This window comes from Micromonospora violae (assembly GCF_004217135.1).
GTDB classification, from domain to species: domain Bacteria; phylum Actinomycetota; class Actinomycetes; order Mycobacteriales; family Micromonosporaceae; genus Micromonospora; species Micromonospora violae.
In genome coordinates this window covers 2392087-2409444 of the sequence record NZ_SHKK01000001.1, presented here as the reverse complement: position 1 = coordinate 2409444, position 17358 = coordinate 2392087, and the positions used below count along the sequence as shown (strand labels likewise).

The window sequence follows — 17358 nt, the reverse complement described above, 5'->3', positions numbered from 1 at the left end:
CCTCTCCGTGAACGTGTTCGGGCGAAGTGTATACGAAGAACAATTATTGGAAGGTGGCCGACAATGCCGAGCACAGTGCCCCGTGTGATCCAGCCCGACCTCGCAGCTCAGCAGGATCCGCGCCTGCTGCGACGACGGCACACGCTCGTCGTCGTGCTCACCTTCCTGACCGGGAGCGCCGACGCTCTCGGGTTCCTCTCCCTCGGCGGCGCCTTCGCCAGCGTGATGACCGGCAACATGGTCCTGCTCGGGCTCTCCACCGGCCGGGGCGAGGCCGACCTGGCCCTGACGTCGGGCTGCGCCATCGCCAGCTTCATCGTCGGTGTCCTCGCGGGGGCCCGCGTCGTCGGCTCGGCACAGCCACACGACCCGGTCTGGCCCCGGCGGGTCACCTGGGCGCTTGTGCTGGAGCTGTCGGTGTTCGTGGTCTTCGCCGTCGTCTGGGAGGTCACGCTGCACAACCCCGACGACCGCGTCCACCTGGCGCTGCTGATGCTGTCCGCGGTCGCGCTGGGGGTGCAGAGCAGCGCGATCCAACGCTTCGGCGTGCCCGGCCTGTCCTCCACGTACCTGACCGGCACCCTCACCAGCCTGATCGCCGGCGTCGCCGCCCGCAGCCCGTGGGCCGACCTGCGCCCCAAGGCCCAGGTGTTGCTGGCCCTCATGGTCGGCGCGGGGGTCGGCGCGCTGGTCGCCCTGCACCTGCCGGTCGTCGCCCCGGCCCTGCTGATCGGGCCACTGGGGCTCGTCATCGTGGCGTCCGCGCGGATGCGGGCCTGACCGTCCCGGCTGACGTGCGGGTGTCGTTCCGGCCAACCCGACATGGCGGAGATCTGCCATGTCCGTGCTCCGCCAGTGATCTTAATGTTCAACCCGGACCCCGCCGCCTGAGAATCGGCGACGGCGGGTCGGCCTTCCCCTGGCGACCGCCAGAGGGAGGACGTTCTTCATGCTCAGACCCAGACAGCGGACACGTCGAGCCATGGGCGCCGTCGGCGCGGCGCTGGCCATCGTGCTCGCGCTGCCGACCGGTGCCGCCGTGGCCGCGCCCGCGCCCAGCACCGGCGCCGCCGACCCGCTGCGCAAGGTGGACCCGCGCGTGCTCGGCTCGGCCCGTGTCGGCACCAACGCCAGCTTCTTCGTCGAGCTGACCGACGAGGCCAAGCTGGACCAGCGCGACCTGGACCGGGTCGAGCGGGCCGCCGGCGGCCGAGCCGGGCGGGTCGCCCGCACCACCCGGGTCTACGAGACCAAGGTGGCACACGCCGAGAACACCCAGCGCGGCCTGCGCACCCTGCTGCGCAACCGGCACGCCGACTTCACCCCGTACTGGATCGCGAACGTCATCGAGGTCACCGGCGACCTGAAGCTGGTCACCGAACTGGCCGGCCGGTCGGACGTCGCGCGGATCACCGCGATCGGGGGGACCAAGCTCGCCGAGCCGGTCCGCACCGCCGGCGCCGCCGCCGACAACCCGCAGCTGCCGTGGAACCTCACGTCGCTCGGCGCCGACAAGGTCTGGCGCGAGTACGGCACCCGCGGCGAGGGCATCGTCGTCGGCAGCGTCGACTCCGGCGTCCAGTACGACCACCCGGCGCTGGTGCGCCAGTACCGTGGCAACGACGGTGACGGCACCTTCACGCACGACTACAACTGGTACGACCCGACCGGGATCTGCCTGCCGTCGACGCCCTGCGACAACTTCGGCCACGGCACCCACACGGTCGGCACGATGGTCGGCGACGACGGCGACGGGCATGTCACGGGCGTGGCTCCCGGTGCCAGCTGGATCGCGGCCAAGGGGTGCGAGGCCAACTACTGCAGCAACAGCGCGCTGCTCGCCGCCGGTCAGTGGATGCTCGCGCCCACCGACCGCAACGGCGAGAACCCGCGCCCGGACCTCGCGCCGGACATCATCAACAACTCCTGGGGCGGCCACGACGGTGACCCCACCTTCTACGACACCATCATCGACTCCTGGGTCGCCGCCGGCATCTTCCCGATCTTCGCGGTCGGCAACGAGGCCAAGGAGCTGCCCGAGCCGTGCGGCTCGGCGGGCCACCCGGCCACCAACCCCCTCGCGTACGCGGTCGGCGCGACCGACTCCGCCGGTGCGATCGCCGACTTCTCCAGCCGTGGGCCGGGCCGGGAGGACGCGGTACGGCCGGACATCACCGCCCCCGGGGTGGGGATCCTCTCCTCCGTGCCGGGCAGTTCCTGGGCCATGAGCGACGGCACCTCCATGGCCGCTCCGCACGTCGCCGGCGCGGTCGCCCTGGCCTGGTCGGCAGTGCCGAACCTGCGCCGTGACCTGGCCGCCACCCGCGAGCTGCTGGACCGCACCGCGCACGACGTCAACGACCTGCAGTGTGGCGGCACCCCGGCCGACAACAACGTCTACGGCGAGGGTCGGCTCGACGCGTACGACCTGGTCACCCAGGCCTCGACGGCGCAACTCGGCGGCGTCGTGGTGCACGCGAACCTGAACGGCACGGCGCTGTCCGGTGCGAAGGTCACCCTGACGTCGGCCCTGGTCACCCGCACCGGCCGCACCGACGCGCGCGGCACGGTCCAGCTGGGTCGGGTCCCGGCCGGGGAGTACACGCTGACCGCGTCGTTCTTCGCGCGGCGGACCGTACGCCAGACCATCACCGTGTCGACCAGCGGCACGACCAACCTGACGCTGGACCTGTCCGAGGCCGCACCGTGGCAGGCGATCGAGGGTCGGGTCACCGACCCGGCGGGCAAGCCGGTCGTGGGCGCCCGGTTGGCGCTGGCCGGGGAGACGTTCCCGGCTTTCGTCACCGACGCCGACGGCCACTACACCGGGATGCTGCCCGAGGCCGACTACGACCTGCTGGTCGAGTACGGCCGCTGGCTGGCACCGAAGACGGTCGCGCTGACCGTCGACGGGCCGGAGACGGTGGACGTGGCGCTCGCCGCGAAGACCGACCGGCACGGCTACCAGGCCGGGACGACCACCGTGGAGTGGATCACCGGCGGCAGCGTCCTGCCGCTCACCGGCGACACGGCGAGCCGCGGGGTCGACCTGCCGTTCCCGGTGACGTTCTACGGCGTCACCTACCGTCAGCTCACCGTGCACACCGATGGTTACCTGACCGTCGGCGCTGACGCGACCACCTCGGTCGGCGAGAACGGGCCGCTGCCCGCCCCGGCGGTCTCCGCACCGGCCGTCTACGCGTTCTGGGACGACCTGGTCCTGGACCACGCCTCGACGGTGCGTACCAAGGTGTCCGGCTCCGGCACGGCCCGACAGTTCGTGGTCACCTGGAACCGAGCCGCGCTCAAGAGCGCGCCGAAGAACCGGGTCGACGTGCAGGTGCGTCTCGGAGAGAACGGCACCGTCACCATCCAGTACCGCAAGCTCGCCGCCACGGCGGAGGGGGCCGGCGGTTCGGCGACGGTCGGCATCGAGGACGCCACCGGCCGCGACGCGCTGACGTACTCGCGTGACGAGCGGGTGCTCGACGCCGGCGACGCGATCACCTTCCGGGTGGCCGGTCGTGGCCTGCTGCGGGGCACGGTGCGCGACGCGAACGACCGTCAGCCGCTGGCCGGCGCGACCGTGCGCGTCGAGTCACCGGACGCCCGGCAACCGATCACCGCGACCACCGACGCCGACGGCTTCTACCAGCTGGAGGCTCCGGCCGGGCCGGCCACGGTGACCGCTCTGCAACCGGGGTACGACCTGCCGGCGAGCACCGTCGACCTGGTCGAGTCAGCGGTCGTCACGCACGATCTGGCGCTGCGTACGCCGCTGCTGCTGGCCAACAAGAACGCGGTCTCGGTGACCGCGCGGGCCGGGGCGACCCGGACCGCGACGCTGAACCTCACCAACCGGGGTGACGTGCCCGCCAGCTGGCTGGCCCGGGAGATCAATTCGCCGACCCCGCCGACCGGCATCCCCGGCCGGCAGCTCAGCTCGTTCCCGCTCAACGAGCTCTACAACGCCTACGGCGTCGGCTACCGCAACGGCGAGTTGATCGTCTCCGACTCGTACCTGTTCGGGCAGATGCAGCGCTTCAGCACCGACGGCCGGTCACTGGCCAAGGGTGTGCTGTCGATCGGCGGTTGGCCCTCGGACATGGCGTACGTGCCGAGCCGGGACCTGATGTGCGCGCCGAAGATGGCGCTCAGCGGGGACATGCCGATCGTCTGCTTCGACCCGGACACCCTGGAGGTGCAGGAGAACATCACCGGGCCGTGGGCCGGCAAGCTCTACTACGGGCTGGCCTACCGCGCCTCGGACGACACCTTCTACCTCAGCGGCGACAACAAGATCCGGCACCTCGCCGGGCTGTCGCACCCGCAGCCCGGATCGGTGCTGGGGGAGTGCACCCCGCCCATCCCGTGGATCACCGGCCTGGCCCTCAACGAGGAACACAACGTGTTGTGGGGCATCAACCAGGACGCCAAGGAGTCGATCTGGGCGTTCGACCCGGCCACCTGCCAGCCGCTCGCCTCGATCCCCGACCCCGACCCGAACCCGCTCAGCGGCGCCGGGCTCGACCTGGACGAGCAGGGCAACCTGTGGGTGCTCGCCAACGCGACCCGCCGACCGTACGGCGCCAAGGTCTACCACGTCGACGGGTCGCTTCCGGCGTACAGCGAGGTGCCGTGGCTGTCCGCCGGAACCTCCGGTGAGGTGCAGCCGGGGGCGAAGGAAGCCCTGACCATCACCGTGGACACCACCGGCCTGGCGCCCGGCACGTACGTCGCCACGCTGCTGGTCACCAACAACGGTGCGAAGGGCGCGTCCACCCCGGTCACCGTGTCGGTGACGGTCACGAAGTGAACACCGGGGCCCGCCGACACCGCCAGTGTCGGCGGGCCCCGTCGGGGTTCAGAGCCAGTTGTTGCGGCCGATGAACCAGCCGAGCTGCATCCGGGTGGCGCTGCCGGTCGCGTCCATCAACTGCCGCAACCGTCGCTGCACCGTCCGCAGCGAGATGCCCAACTGGGAGGCGACCGCCTTGTCCGGCAATCCGGTCATCAGCAGCGACAGGATCTGCCGGTCGACAGGGGTGGGCAGGCTCTGCCGCTCGACGCCGTCGGCCACCTCGCCGGCCGGGGCGAGCCGCAGCGGGGTGGCCCGGTCCCACACCTCGGTGAAGAGCGCCACGAGCACCTCCACCCAGGTGGTGCCACGGACCACGAGCGCCCAGGGCTCGATGCTCTCGGTGCGGGCGGCAAAGGAGATCAGGGCGACCCGGCGATCGGCGACGGCGAGCTTACCGGGCACGTTCGCGGCGACCCGTGCCTGTTCACCGGCGGCGACGAACCGCCCGATGTGGGCGGCAGCCCCCGGCCGTTCCAGCCCTCGCCGGTCGTACACGACGCGGAAGGCGACACCCCGTCCGAGCATGTCGATCTCGGTCGGGTTGTCCTGTAACACGGCCGCGTACGGCGGGCGGTCGAAGCCGAGCACCTCCTCCTGCGCCCCGCGCAGGAACTGGTCGAACGCCTGCATGATCGCGGGCACGCCGACGACCAACTGGACGTCCTGGTCCATCGGGTCCGCTGGGCGTTGCTGCCGCAGCCAGTCCCACAGGCCGACCCGCGCCTCCTGAAGCTCGCGCATCCGCTGGTTCAGCAGCGATTCGATGGCCAGGTCGGGCGGGGCGGCACCGGCGCGGCCGGCGATCAGGCGAATCAGCCCGGCCCGGGAGAGGGCGTCGAGTGCGCGCTGCACCTCGTCCACACTCGCGGCGACCCGCTCGGACAGCTCACCCGCGCTGCCCGGCCGGCCGCGCACCAGCTCCAGGTAGATCGTCTCCTCAAGCTCGGTCAGACCGAATGCGCCCAGCAACCGCCCACCCCGCACCCCCGCCAGGCGTCCCGCCGCCGACGCGGTCCGCTGTGTCGATCTTGGAGCGCTCCCACCGGGTCGTCAAGACCAACTTCCCTGAGCGACCAGGTCGTCGACGCAGCGCAGCACCGGTCCACCTCCACCGACGTCCGCACCCGGTGCTCGCCACTCAGGCTCGGCCCTGTCGCGGTGGGGCTGTGGTTTCGTCGAGGGTGTGCGTACACGGGAGCAGGATCTGCCGTTCGTGCTCGCCGGCGGGATCGGTCAGTTGGGCGGTCAGCAGTCGGACCGCCCGCCGGCCCATGGCGTTGCGGGGGGTGTGCAGCGACGCCCAGGACCGACCGCCGACGTCACCCCCGGGATCGTCGACCAGCAGGACGACGGAGAGATCGTGCGGGACGGTCAGACCCCGAAGGGCGATCATCGCGGCGAGGACCCGCAGCAGGCTGACCGACTCGACCAGCACGGCGGTGGTGCCGGCGGAGAGTGCCTCGTCGAGCCACTGGGCGGTCAACTCCTCCGGCCGGGCGAAGGCGGGCGCGGGCACCGGCAGGCCGAACCGTTCCAGTGCGGCGGCGAAACCCTCCCACCGGTCCACCTGCGGTTCGTACCGGACGATCTCGCCCAGGTACCCGAAACGACGGTGCCCCATGGCGACGAGGTCGTCCACCATTCGGCCGGTCGCGGCACGGTAGTCGCCGCCCACGTAACAGATCTCCGCGCCGGGCACCTCGCGGTGACCGATGTAGACGAACGGATGGTCGTCGGTGGCGAGCCGGGCCAGGTCGTCGCGGTGCGCGTGGTGACCGAGGAGCAGGCTGCCGGCGGCCTGGCGCAGCCCGTTGAACCCGCCCCGGTAGATCCGGCGCACACCGGCCTCGTCCTGGGCGGCGGTGAACAGCACCAGGTTGCATCCGTCGACGGCCGCCTGCTCCTCGATGCCCTGGAGGAACTCGAAGTAGTAGTCCCGGGCGCTGGTCGGGAAGATCGGCTCGAAGGTGTGCACCCCGAGCAGCAGGGGGGCCTGTCTGCCACCCGGGGCGGGCCGCTGCGTGCCGCTGGGGGTGTAACGCAGGCGGCGGGCGGCGCTGAGCACCCGGCGCTGGGTGTCGGCGGAGATCCTGCCGAGGTCGCCGGCGCCGCTGAGGACCATCGAGACCGTGGACTGGGACACCCCGGCCTCACGGGCGATGTCCGCCTGGCGTGAGCCGCGGCTGCGTTGCTTCGTCACGCGTCATCCTCCTTGGACGGATGGTGGCCAGGTCAGGATCGCACCTGCGCGGAGCAGATCCTTGCGGAGCGACTCGTACTCGACGTCCTGCACCCCGACCTTGTCCGCCGCGGCCTGGGCGGCGGCCGCGCCGACCGCCTCGCCCACCATCATCAGGACCGGTTCCATGCGGACCGAGGCGAACGCGACGTGCGAGGCCGAGATGGCCGAGGCGACCAGGAGGTTCGCGCATTCGGCTGCCCGGGGGACCACCGACCGGTACGGGATGCCCAACGGCACGGTGAGCGGATGCTGCACGTTTCCCTCGTTGCGGACGACCCCGTCGAGCAGCACCCGCTTGGCGTTGTGCGAGTCCATCACGTACGACGCCAGGGCGATCGGGTCGTCCGCTCTCGTCCGCCCGCTGCCGTCGTGCTGGGTGATGACGTAGTCGGAGACCATCCGGCGAGCCTCGCGGATGTAGAGCTGGTGCGGCCAGTGCGCGGTGTCGCTGAACTCGGCCGGGGCGAGACCGTACTCGCGGGTGGCGTCCCGAACGGCGGCTGGCAGCCGGGGGTCGTTGGCCAGGAAGTGCAGCAGCCCGGCCTGGTAGCGCACGTGGTCCTGGAAGATCTCCTCGCGGCGCGCGTGGTCCGCCTCCGGCCACTCGTAGTTGGCGCCGATGTGGTCCGAGGAGAAGGCGCCGTGGTTGTTCATGTCGAACACGTCGCCGCGCACCCGGGTGGTACGCCCGTACAGCTCGAAGACCCCGGCGTCGATGTAGCGGCGCAGCAACTCGTAGCGGCCGGGGTCGTAGCCGTCGGGGCGGGGGAACGGTATCCGGCGGGGTGACGTCGTCACGTGCAGCCGGAAGTTGTACGCCTGCACCCGCCGGTCACCGTCACCGACGGCGCCGTACGGGTCGGGTGCGATGCCGGGCAGCAGGCCACTGGCCGGTTGGCCGGGAACGACGTACGGGTCGACCGGCCGATCGAACTGATGGTTCACGCTGTGCTGCACTCCCGCCAACGGCTCGCCGTAGGTGCTGGCGGCCTCACGCCCGACGGTGTAGCTGACACCCGCGCCGGCCATCAGGTCACCCTCGTACGACGCGTCGACGTAGACGGCCGCCCGGTAGCGGGTTCCGTCGTCGGTGCCCAGCTCGACGATCCGGCCGGTTTCGCATCGGACGGAGGTCAGCCGTTGCCGTCGGTGTACGCGGACCCCGGCGGCGGCCAACCAGCTGTCGAAGATCTCCTCGGCCACCCGTGCCTCGACGTCCCAGTGTGGGGGCGGCGCGTGGTAGGCGGCGGCGACCCGGTCATAGAAGCGTCGGGCCAGACCACCCACGGTCTCCGCCCGGCCCACGTCGGTGGTGCCGAGCCCGGACGCGCTCATGCCGCCGATGTGGTCGCCGTGGACGAGCAGCACCACGGTCACCCCGGCGCGGGCGGCCCGCACCGCTGCTGTCACACCACCGGACGTCGCGCCGTAGACGACGACGTCGGCCTCGTGGACCTGCGGCGTGACCGCTACGGGCGGGGTGGGCGGGCAGTGGTGCAGGCCGGGGAGCGCGGGTGTTGAGGTCATGACTTCTGGTTCTAGCATCGGCGTCTGGCGCTGTACAGGTGCTGATAATTGCTAATTCAATCCACCCTGGACACTGCGCCAAAGATTGCCGTAACAGACGTCTTGACATCCCTCTGGCGAACGGATGTAACGTAGCCGCAATCCGGAGACGAGCAATATCCGCAAATACATTAGCAATCCATGGAGTGATGGGTGGCGATGAGCGTGCAGAGGAATTCGTCCTGGGTCGACGGCCGGACGGGCCGTTCGGCGGCCGGGGTCGAGCGGGGAGCGCGACGATGACCGGGGCAGCGGAACGGACGACCGACCTGCTGGTTGTCGGTGGGGGGCTCGGCGGTGTCGCCGCCGCGCTGACCGCCGCACGCCTCGGCCGACAGGTCATCCTCAGCGAGGAGACGAACTGGCTGGGCGGTCAGCTCACCGCCCAGGCCGTGCCCTCCGACGAACACCCCTGGATCGAGACCCGGCACATCTCGCCCGGCTACCGCGAGCTTCGCGACCGAATCCGCGACTACTACCGGCGTAACTATCCCCTGCGGGACACCGCAGCCGCCGACCCCACCCTCAACCCCGGGTTGGGCAATGTCAGCAGGCTCTGCCATGAGCCCCGCGTCGGCGTCGCGGTCATCGACGAGATGCTGATGCGGTACGTCTCCGCCGGCCGGATCACCGTGCTGTACCACCACGTCCCGGTGGCGGCGGCCACCGACGGGGACCGGATCACCGCCGTGACACTGGAGAACCGGCGCACCGGGCACCGGCTCACCGTCACGGCCGCGCTGGTCGCCGACGCCACGGAGCTCGGTGACCTGCTGGAGTTGGCCGGCGTCGAACACGTCGTCGGAGCCGAATCCCAGGACGACACCGGCGAGCGGTACGCCGCCCCGGTCGCCGACCCGACCGACCAGCAGGCCGTCACCTGGTGCTTCCCCCTGGAGTACCGGCCCGGTGAAGAGCACGTGGTGGATCGGCCCGCTTCGTACGACCACTGGAAGAACCACGTGGACCCGTTCTGGCCCGGCCCCCAACTCTCCTGGGAAAAGATCGACATCCACACCATGGCGGGCAAGGTGAACCGCATCTTCGAGGGCGACATGGATGCGGTGCGGCTGCCCGACCTCTGGCACTTTCGGCGCATCCGCGCGCGCACCCAGTTCCAACCCGACCTGGTGGACACCGACATCACCCTGGTCAACTGGCCCAACATCGACTACTGGGAGGCCCCACTCGTCGGTCCCGGCATCGACGAAGCGGCGCGCCAGCGCGCCCTGCTGCGCTGCCGGGAGCTCTCCCTGTCGTACCTGCACTGGATGCAGACCGAAGCCCCGCGTCCCGACGGTGGCCACGGCTACCCCGGCCTGCGGCTGCGCCCCGACCTGACCGACACCGACGACGGCCTCGCCAAGAGCGTGTACGTGCGCGAATCACGGCGCATCCGGGCCCGGTTCACCGTGTTGGAGCACCATGTGGCGGTCACCGACCGGCCGGAGGGCGCCGGGTCGCAGGTGTTCACCGACGCGGTCGGCGTCGGGCACTACAACATCGACCTGCACCCGAGCACCGCCGGCATCAACTACGTCAACCTCGAGTGCTACCCGTTCCAGATCCCGCTCGGCGCGCTGATCCCGATCCGGGTACGCAATCTGCTGCCGGCCAACAAGAACATCGGCACCACCCACATCACCAACGGCTGCTACCGGCTGCACCCGGTCGAGTGGAGCATCGGTGAGGCGGTCGGCGCGCTGGCCGCGTACTGCCTCAGTGGCGGACACGAACCCGCGGCCGTGGCCGACTCCGCCGCCCTGACCAGCGACTTCCAGGGCTTGCTCGCCGGGACCCTCGGCATCCCCCTGGCCTGGCCGGACGAGATCCGGCGCACCCGACCGTCCCAGGCCGCCAAGGGTGCCACCCCGCTGCTGGCGCCGCCGCTGCCGCGCACCCCCCGCCCACAGATCGCCCGCCCGGCCTGACCCCCAGGAGGAACGACCGATGGACGCACAGCACACTGGTGCGCAGACCGCTCCGGCCGATCTCGACGACCGGTACGACGTGGTCATCTACGGCGCCACCCTCGCCGGCATCATGGCCGCGGTGCGGCTGCGACTGCGGGGCCTGCGCAGCCTCATCCTGGAGCCGACCGGTCACGTCGGCGGCATCGTGGCCGGTGGCCTGGTCAAATCCGACGGCCCCAACGTCGACGAGGCCCACGCCGGGCTGACCCGAAGCCGGTTCTTCGGCGGGATCGCCGCGGAGTACGGCCCCGACGGCGCCCCGTTCCAGCTCAACGGCGCGCAGTACCTGTTCGAGCCCAGGGTCGCCGAGCGCGTCGCCAGCCGGCTGCTCACCGAGGCACAGGCCACCGTCCTGCTGCGACACCGCATCGACGGGCCCGCCGACGTCGAGGTCACCGGTCGGCGCATCACCGCGATCCGCACCGCCGACGGCTGGCACCGCGCCCGGTTCTTCATCGACGCCTCCTACGAGGGCGACCTGATGGCCGCCGCCGGGGTGCCCTACACGGTGGGTCGGGAACCCGCGAGCCGGTACGACGAGCCGTACGCCGGTTTTCAGCCGGTGCAGGCCTACCGGCGGGGACCGTTCCGGCCCAACACTCTCTACCCGGTCGGGTCGGCACCCCGGATGGCGGCCGGCGACGGTGACGACAAGGTCCAGGCGTACAACTTTCGTGGGGTGCTCACCCGCGAGGCCGAGCGGCTGCCCTTCCCCAAACCGGCCGACTACGACCCGAAGCGCTACCTGTACCTGCGCCAACTCATCGAGCAGCGTGGCATCGCGGGGCTGTCGTCGATCGTCACCCACACCGCGCTGCTGCCCAACGGCAAATACCAGACCAACCAGGCCCTCTTCATCGGCTTCGACCTGCCCGGCGCCTCCTGGGCCTACCCCGACGGAAGCTGGAGCCGCCGCGAGGAGGTCATCGCCGAGCAGGTCCGCTGGCATCAGGGCATGCTCTACTGGCTCGCCAACGACCCCTCGCTGCCGCCGAGCTTCCGCGCCGACGCGCAGACCTTCGGCCTGCCCACCGACGAGTTCCTGGACAGCCCGTACGGGCCGGGCTTTCCGCACGCGCTCTACATCCGGGAGGGCCGTCGCATGGTCGGCGCGAAGGTGCTCACCCAACACGACCTGCGCAAGCCGAACAACACCACCGCCACGCCGGTCTGCTGCTGGAAGTACGGCATGGACTGCCACGTCGTGCAGTACTACGCCGAAGGCGACGACACGATCGTCGGTGAGGGCACGCTCAGCGGCACCGAGAGCAACCCGCCCGTCGACCTCTACCAGATTCCGGCCGAGTGTCTCTTCCCCGCCGCGGGCGGGATCGAGAACATCGCGGTACCGCTGTGCTTCTCGGCCAGTCACGTCGGCTACTCCTCGCCCCGCATGGAGCCGAACTACGGAATGCTCGGCGAGGCATGCGGCGAACTCGCCGCCCAGTCCATCCGGACCGGGCAGCCCGTGCAGGATTACCGCTACCCGGAACTGGCCGCGGCGCTGACCGAGCACGGCAGCGTGCTCGACCTACCCGGGCTGCGGTAGGTGAGCACCGTGGCCGCGCCCACGACGGAACTGACCGCGACGCTCGCCGTCCCCGGCGTGGACCTGCCGGCGTTCCAGCCCGGGCCGCTCAACGCGGGCACCGGCTGGCAGCCGCACCGCGTCGAGGTGCCGCTGCGGGTCCCGGATGCCGTACCGACCGCCGGTTGGGTGCTCAGGCTGGAGTTCGCCGCCGGTCATGGCCCCTGCCCCGACCTGGAGATCGAGGTCGACGGGGCATACCGCGGGCTGTTCCACCCCCGGGTCCGGCGCGCCGACCGTTCCGAGACCTACCGGCACGGGCCGATCGCCGGGGACGTGACCCTCGACGTACGCCTGCCTGCCGCCTGGCTCGGGCCGGGCGAGCACACCATCGCCATCACCACCACGATGGACGTGGCGGCGGCGACCGGACCGGTGCCGGCGGAGCCGGCCGACGCGCCCCGCCGCCACCGCGAGCAGTTCGGCAACCACTTCGGAAGCGGCATCACCTGGCACCGCCTCACCCTGCGTCCCGCCCACGGCCCCGAACCGGCCGGTCCCACGGCGCAACTCGTCGCCACCCCGCTCTTCCTGCACGCCGAGCGGGGGCTGCGGGAGCTGTTGGAGCTGACCGTGTCGGTGCCGGCCCGGTCGGGTTGGCCCCGGCAGGCCGAGGTGCGCATCGGGACCGAGCGCCACCTTGTGGACCTGCACCGACCTGGTCGGCAGTTCGGTGACGTCCGGGTGCGGTTCCCGGTCCCGGAGCCGGCCGTCGGGACCGTCGCCGAGGTGAGCCTCGACGGTGGTACGCCCACCACTGTCGAACTGCGCCCGCCGCGCAAGTGGACGCTGCACCTGATCCCTCATGTGCACCTGGACGTCGGCTACACCGATGTGCAGGGCAAGGTGCTGGAGTTGCACAGCCGCAACCTGGACCGCGCGTTGGACCAGCTCGACCGTGATCCCGGCTTCGCCTTCTCGGTCGACGGCTCCCTGGTGGTCGCCGAATACCTGGCCACCCGCTCCCCGGAGCGGGCCGAACGGTTGCTCGCGGCGTTGCGCTCCGGACGGTTGGCGGTGAACGCCTTCCACAGCCTCTTCCTCTCCGGCGTCGCCAGCCTGGAGGAGACGTACCGGGCCGCCTACCTGGCCGCCCGGCTGCGCGACGAGCACGGTGTGCCGGTCGGCTACGCGAACCTCACCGACGTTCCGTCGTACAGCTCGGCTCTGCCGTCGATGCTGAGCGCGCTCGGTGTGAGCGCGTTCGTCGGCATCGAGAACCACCACCGTGGCGGTAACGCCGACAGCGACGAGCAGCACATGGTCAGCCCGGTGATGTGGGAGGGTGTCGGCGGCGAGCGCATCCTCGCCCACTTCTCCGACACCTACTCGCAGTTGCGGTTCATGGTCGGTGACCCACAGACCCTCGCCGGTGGTGCGCACGCCTTCCCCCGGCTGCTCGCCCGTTACGAGCGGTCCGACTACCTGCCCGACGATCTCGCGGTGATCGGCACCCACGCCGACAACGAGGATCTGGCCGACGGCGACGCCGGCTTCGCCGACCGGTGGAACGCCGTCTACGCGTACCCCCGGATCCGCGTCTCCACGATGGCCGACTACCTGGACGCCGTCCGTCCGTTGGCCGACCGGCTGCCGGTCTGGCGCGGCGACGGCGGCAGTTACTGGGAGGACGGGGTCGGCACCGGCGCCACGGTCACCGCTGAGCACCGGCGGGTGCAGAGCGCTCTGCCGGCCGCCGAGGGCATCGCCGCGATGGTCACCCTCGCCGACCCCCGCTACCGGGTACGCCGCGAGGCACTCGACGCCGCCTGGGACGGCGCGCTGTTCGGCTGTGAGCACACCTGGACGTGGGCACACGGCACCGCCCACCCGCACGGCGAGCAGGTGCACGACCAGCTCGACTGGAAACGGCACCAGGTGCACACCGCGCTGCGCACCGCGCTGGACGAGACCCGTCGGGCGCTCAGCCAACTCGGCGAACTGGTGCACACCCGGGGGCCCACCCTGCTCGTGCACAACCCGCTCGGCTGGCAGCGCGACGTCGAGGTCGAGGCGGAGGCGCTGGCGAGCGCCCCGTTCCTGCTCGACGGTGAGCCGTTGCCGGCCGAGGTGCTCGCCGACTGCAATGGGTTACGGACGTTGCGCCTCACGGTGCCCGACGTTCCCGCGTTCGGCTACCGGGCGTTGCCCGTCGGCGCCGCCCGTACCCTCGCCCCCGGCGCGGAGGACGGCACCGCCACCAGCGCCGCCGGGGCCGCTGACGGTGGGTGGGCGCCGGTCCCCGCACACCTGGAAACCGCGCGCTGGCTGATCACCCTCGACCCGACCACCGGGGCGGTGACCGGTCTGCGGCACCGGCCGACCGGTCGGGAACTGCTCGACCTGTCCGCGCCCTGGCGGCTCGGTGAGGTCCTCTACGTCCGCAACGGCCCCGACTCACTGACCCGGGGAGACCACCTCGAACACACCTCCGTGCCGCACACGCACCCGCCCGCCCCGCGCAGCACGCTGTTGGGGCGGCGGCTCGGCCCGGGGCCCGACGGACAGGTCGAGGTGGACCCACCGGAGTTGACCGTCACCCGGGCACGGGTGCGCCCGGTCGGCGTTCGCCGTACGTACGACGGGTGGCGGTTGCGCACCGTCGGTTCCGCTCCCAGCCTGCCCCGGGTCGAGGTCGACATCCTGCTGCGCGACGGCACCGACCGGGTGGACGTGCTCGTCCGCCTGGAGAAGCAGCGGGTGCTGGCCAAGGAGTCGGTCTACGTGGCGTTTCCGTTCGCCGGCGAGCAGCCGTCGGTGCGCTACGACCGGCAGCAGGGCTGGGTCGACCCGGCCACCGACCACGCCCCCGGCGCCTGCCACGACTGGTTCACCACCCAGTACGGCGTGGTGGTGGAGGCGACCCCGGGCGGCCCGGCGGTGGCCTGGACATCCGTCGACGCTCCGCTGTTCACGGTGGGCGACGTCGTACGCGGGGCCTGGGCGCCGCACTTCGCGCCGGCAAGCGCGCTCTTCTCCTGGGTGCTCAACAACTACTGGCCCACCAACACCCCGCCGGAGCAGGACGGCACGCTGACGCTCCGGTACGCCTTCACCCCGCTCTCCGGCTTCGACCCGGTCGCCGCCGGCCGCTTCGGACGGGAGGTTCGCGCCGCGCCAGCCGTGTCCGAGGTGACCCGGTTGGACAAGTTCGACACCGATCACCGCCCGTTGAGCGCGACGGCCGGCACGCTGCTCGACCTCGACCTGCCGGACTGGGTGCACGCCACCGTCGGCACCGCCCGAGGTGGCGGGCTGCTGCTGCGGTTGCAGGACCTGGCCGGCCGGGCCGGCCGACTGCGGCTGCGTCACCCGGCGGGCAGCACCGGTAATGCCGTGCTCTGTCACGCCGACGAACGGGAGATCACTCGACTGACGCCCGACCAGGACGGTCGGCTGACCGTGGAACTGACCCCGTGGCAGGTCGTCTCGCTCGTCCTGCACGTCCCACATTCCACCGCGACACAATGATTGGAGAGTCGGCCATGCGTGATCCGAATCTGAGCAGACGCCGTTTCCTGACGCTGACCGGAGGCGTCGCCCTCGCCGCCGGCTCCGGCGGCCTGTTGGCCGGCTGCGGCACCAGCGAGTCGACCACTCCGAGGGGGCCAGCCACCGCCAAGCTGCCCGATTACCTGCCGTCCCAACTGGTCAAGCCCGACCTGCCGGCCTCGGCCGACGGGTTGATGGCCGGCTACTACAACTATCCGCGCACCCTGGTCGACGCCTACCGGGACAAGCCCGGTGCGGGTGCGGGGGACGTGTCGGTGCTGACCAACATGTTCAACCCGGCACCGCCGGCAGTGGGCAGTAACCAGTTCTGGCAGCAGCTCAACGGCCGGCTCGGCGCGAACCTGAACGTCACCATGACGCCGTCGGCCGACTACCTCAACAAGCTCTCCACCGTGATCGCCGGCGGCGACCTGCCGGACATGTTGACGATCTCGGCCCGGTTGACCCGCCGGGCGGATGTGCTGACCCGGCTCTGCGCGGACCTCAGCGACCTGGTGTCGGGCAGCGCGATCAAGGACTTTCCGTTCCTGGCGAACATCCCGACCGACTCGTGGTTGCCCACCGCGTTCGGCTCCGGCATCTACGCCATCCCGGTGCCGCGTGCCGTCGTCGGGACCATCACGTTCTCGCGGGCGGACCTGATCCGACAGCGCGGCCTGAACCCCGATCCCGCCAACTACCAGGAGTTCCTTCAGCTGGCCCGGGGGTTGACCGACGCCCGGGGCAACCGGTGGGCGTTCGGCAACCCCAAGCGGGTCATCGAGTTCGTCGGCAACATGCTCGGTGTGCCGAACCTCTGGAAGGAGGAGGGCGGCAAGTTCGTCTCCGAATACGAGACCGAGCAGCGCAAGCAGGCGCTCGTCCGGGCCACCGAGATGTACAAGGAGGGACTGTTCCACCCGGACTCGATCGGCGGCAAGCTGAACCTGCGGGACCTGTTCGGCAACGGCACCATCGCGGTGATCTCCGAGGGTTACGCGGCCTGGGACACCCTCGCGACGACGTACTCCGTCGAGGTGGGCGGGATGGCCGCACCCGGCTACGACGGCGGCGCGGGCACCAACCGCGCCGGTACCGCCATCTTCGCGCTGACCGCCTTCAAGAAGGCCGACCCGGACCGGCTCCGGCAGTTGCTGCGCATCTGCGACTGGCTCGCCACCCCGGTCGGCACCAGCGAGTACATGTTCCGCCGCTTCGGCGTCGAGGGTCAGCACTACACGTGGAAGGACGACGTGCCGGTGCGCACCGGGCTCGGCACCACCGAGGTGAAGCTCCCGTTGGAGTACATCGCCGACGCGCCGCACGTGCTCGGGCCGGGCGACCGGCTTCGGGTGGACGCCCAGCGGGCGTACCAGGAGAAGGTCATTCCGCGGATCGTCCGCAACCCGGCCGAAGGGCTCTACTCGGACGTCGCGGTCGACAAGGCCGGTGAGCTCAGCAAGATCATCGACAACGCGGAACTCGACATCGTCTCCGGTCGCAAGCCGATCGCCCACTGGGACGAGGCGGTCACGGCCTGGCGCCGGGCCGGTGGGGACCAGATGCGCGCCGACTATGAGACGGGCCGGGCCAAGCAGGGCTGACCCGCCGCACTGAGGCCGCCACCGAGTCCGTC

The 17358-nt window shown here is 71.3% G+C and carries 9 protein-coding genes; 6 read left to right on the top strand and 3 right to left on the bottom strand.

Annotated elements, in window-relative coordinates:
* Positions 1–84: 84 nt before the first annotated feature.
* Entirely contained in the window at positions 85–780 is a 696-nt protein-coding gene (locus EV382_RS10940) for a YoaK family protein (RefSeq protein WP_165435762.1), read from the top strand.
* 169 nt (positions 781–949) lie between these two features.
* Positions 950–4816, top strand: coding sequence for a S8 family serine peptidase (locus tag EV382_RS10935; RefSeq protein ID WP_130401454.1), 3867 nt, complete (start codon positions 950–952; stop codon positions 4814–4816).
* Positions 4817–4864: 48 nt separating this feature from the next.
* On the opposite strand, the gene EV382_RS10930 is transcribed toward EV382_RS10935, so the two are convergent.
* The 3 genes from EV382_RS10930 to EV382_RS10920 form a co-directional block, all read right to left on the bottom strand.
* On the bottom strand, positions 4865–5830 hold the full coding sequence (locus tag EV382_RS10930) for a helix-turn-helix transcriptional regulator (RefSeq protein WP_130401453.1): 966 nt from the start codon (positions 5828–5830) through the stop codon (positions 4865–4867).
* Positions 5831–5999: 169 nt separating this feature from the next.
* Entirely contained in the window at positions 6000–7061 is a 1062-nt protein-coding gene (locus tag EV382_RS10925; protein ID WP_130401452.1) for a LacI family DNA-binding transcriptional regulator, read from the bottom strand.
* Positions 7062–7064: 3 nt separating this feature from the next.
* A complete protein-coding gene (locus EV382_RS10920) occupies positions 7065–8630 on the bottom strand; it encodes an FAD-dependent oxidoreductase (protein WP_165435761.1) in 1566 nt (521 codons plus the stop codon).
* A 278-nt stretch (positions 8631–8908) separates the two neighbouring features.
* Here EV382_RS10920 and EV382_RS10915 point away from each other — a divergent pair, with 278 nt between their 5' ends.
* The 4 genes from EV382_RS10915 to EV382_RS10900 are packed head-to-tail and all read left to right on the top strand — an operon-like array spanning position 8909 to position 17326.
* Positions 8909–10600 carry an FAD-dependent oxidoreductase gene (locus tag EV382_RS10915; protein WP_130401450.1) on the top strand — a complete coding sequence of 564 codons (1692 nt, stop codon included), beginning with the start codon at positions 8909–8911 and terminating at the stop codon, positions 10598–10600.
* A gap of 19 nt (positions 10601–10619) precedes the next feature.
* Positions 10620–12191, top strand: coding sequence for an FAD-dependent oxidoreductase (locus tag EV382_RS10910; protein ID WP_130401449.1), 1572 nt, complete (start codon positions 10620–10622; stop codon positions 12189–12191).
* Positions 12192–12200: 9 nt separating this feature from the next.
* The gene (locus EV382_RS10905; RefSeq protein WP_130401448.1) at positions 12201–15701 is read left to right on the top strand and encodes a glycoside hydrolase family 38 N-terminal domain-containing protein; all 3501 of its coding nucleotides are present in this window, start codon (positions 12201–12203) and stop codon (positions 15699–15701) included.
* Between the two features lie 14 nt (positions 15702–15715).
* Entirely contained in the window at positions 15716–17326 is a 1611-nt protein-coding gene (locus EV382_RS10900; RefSeq protein WP_165435760.1) for an extracellular solute-binding protein, read from the top strand.
* Positions 17327–17358: the final 32 nt, after the last annotated feature.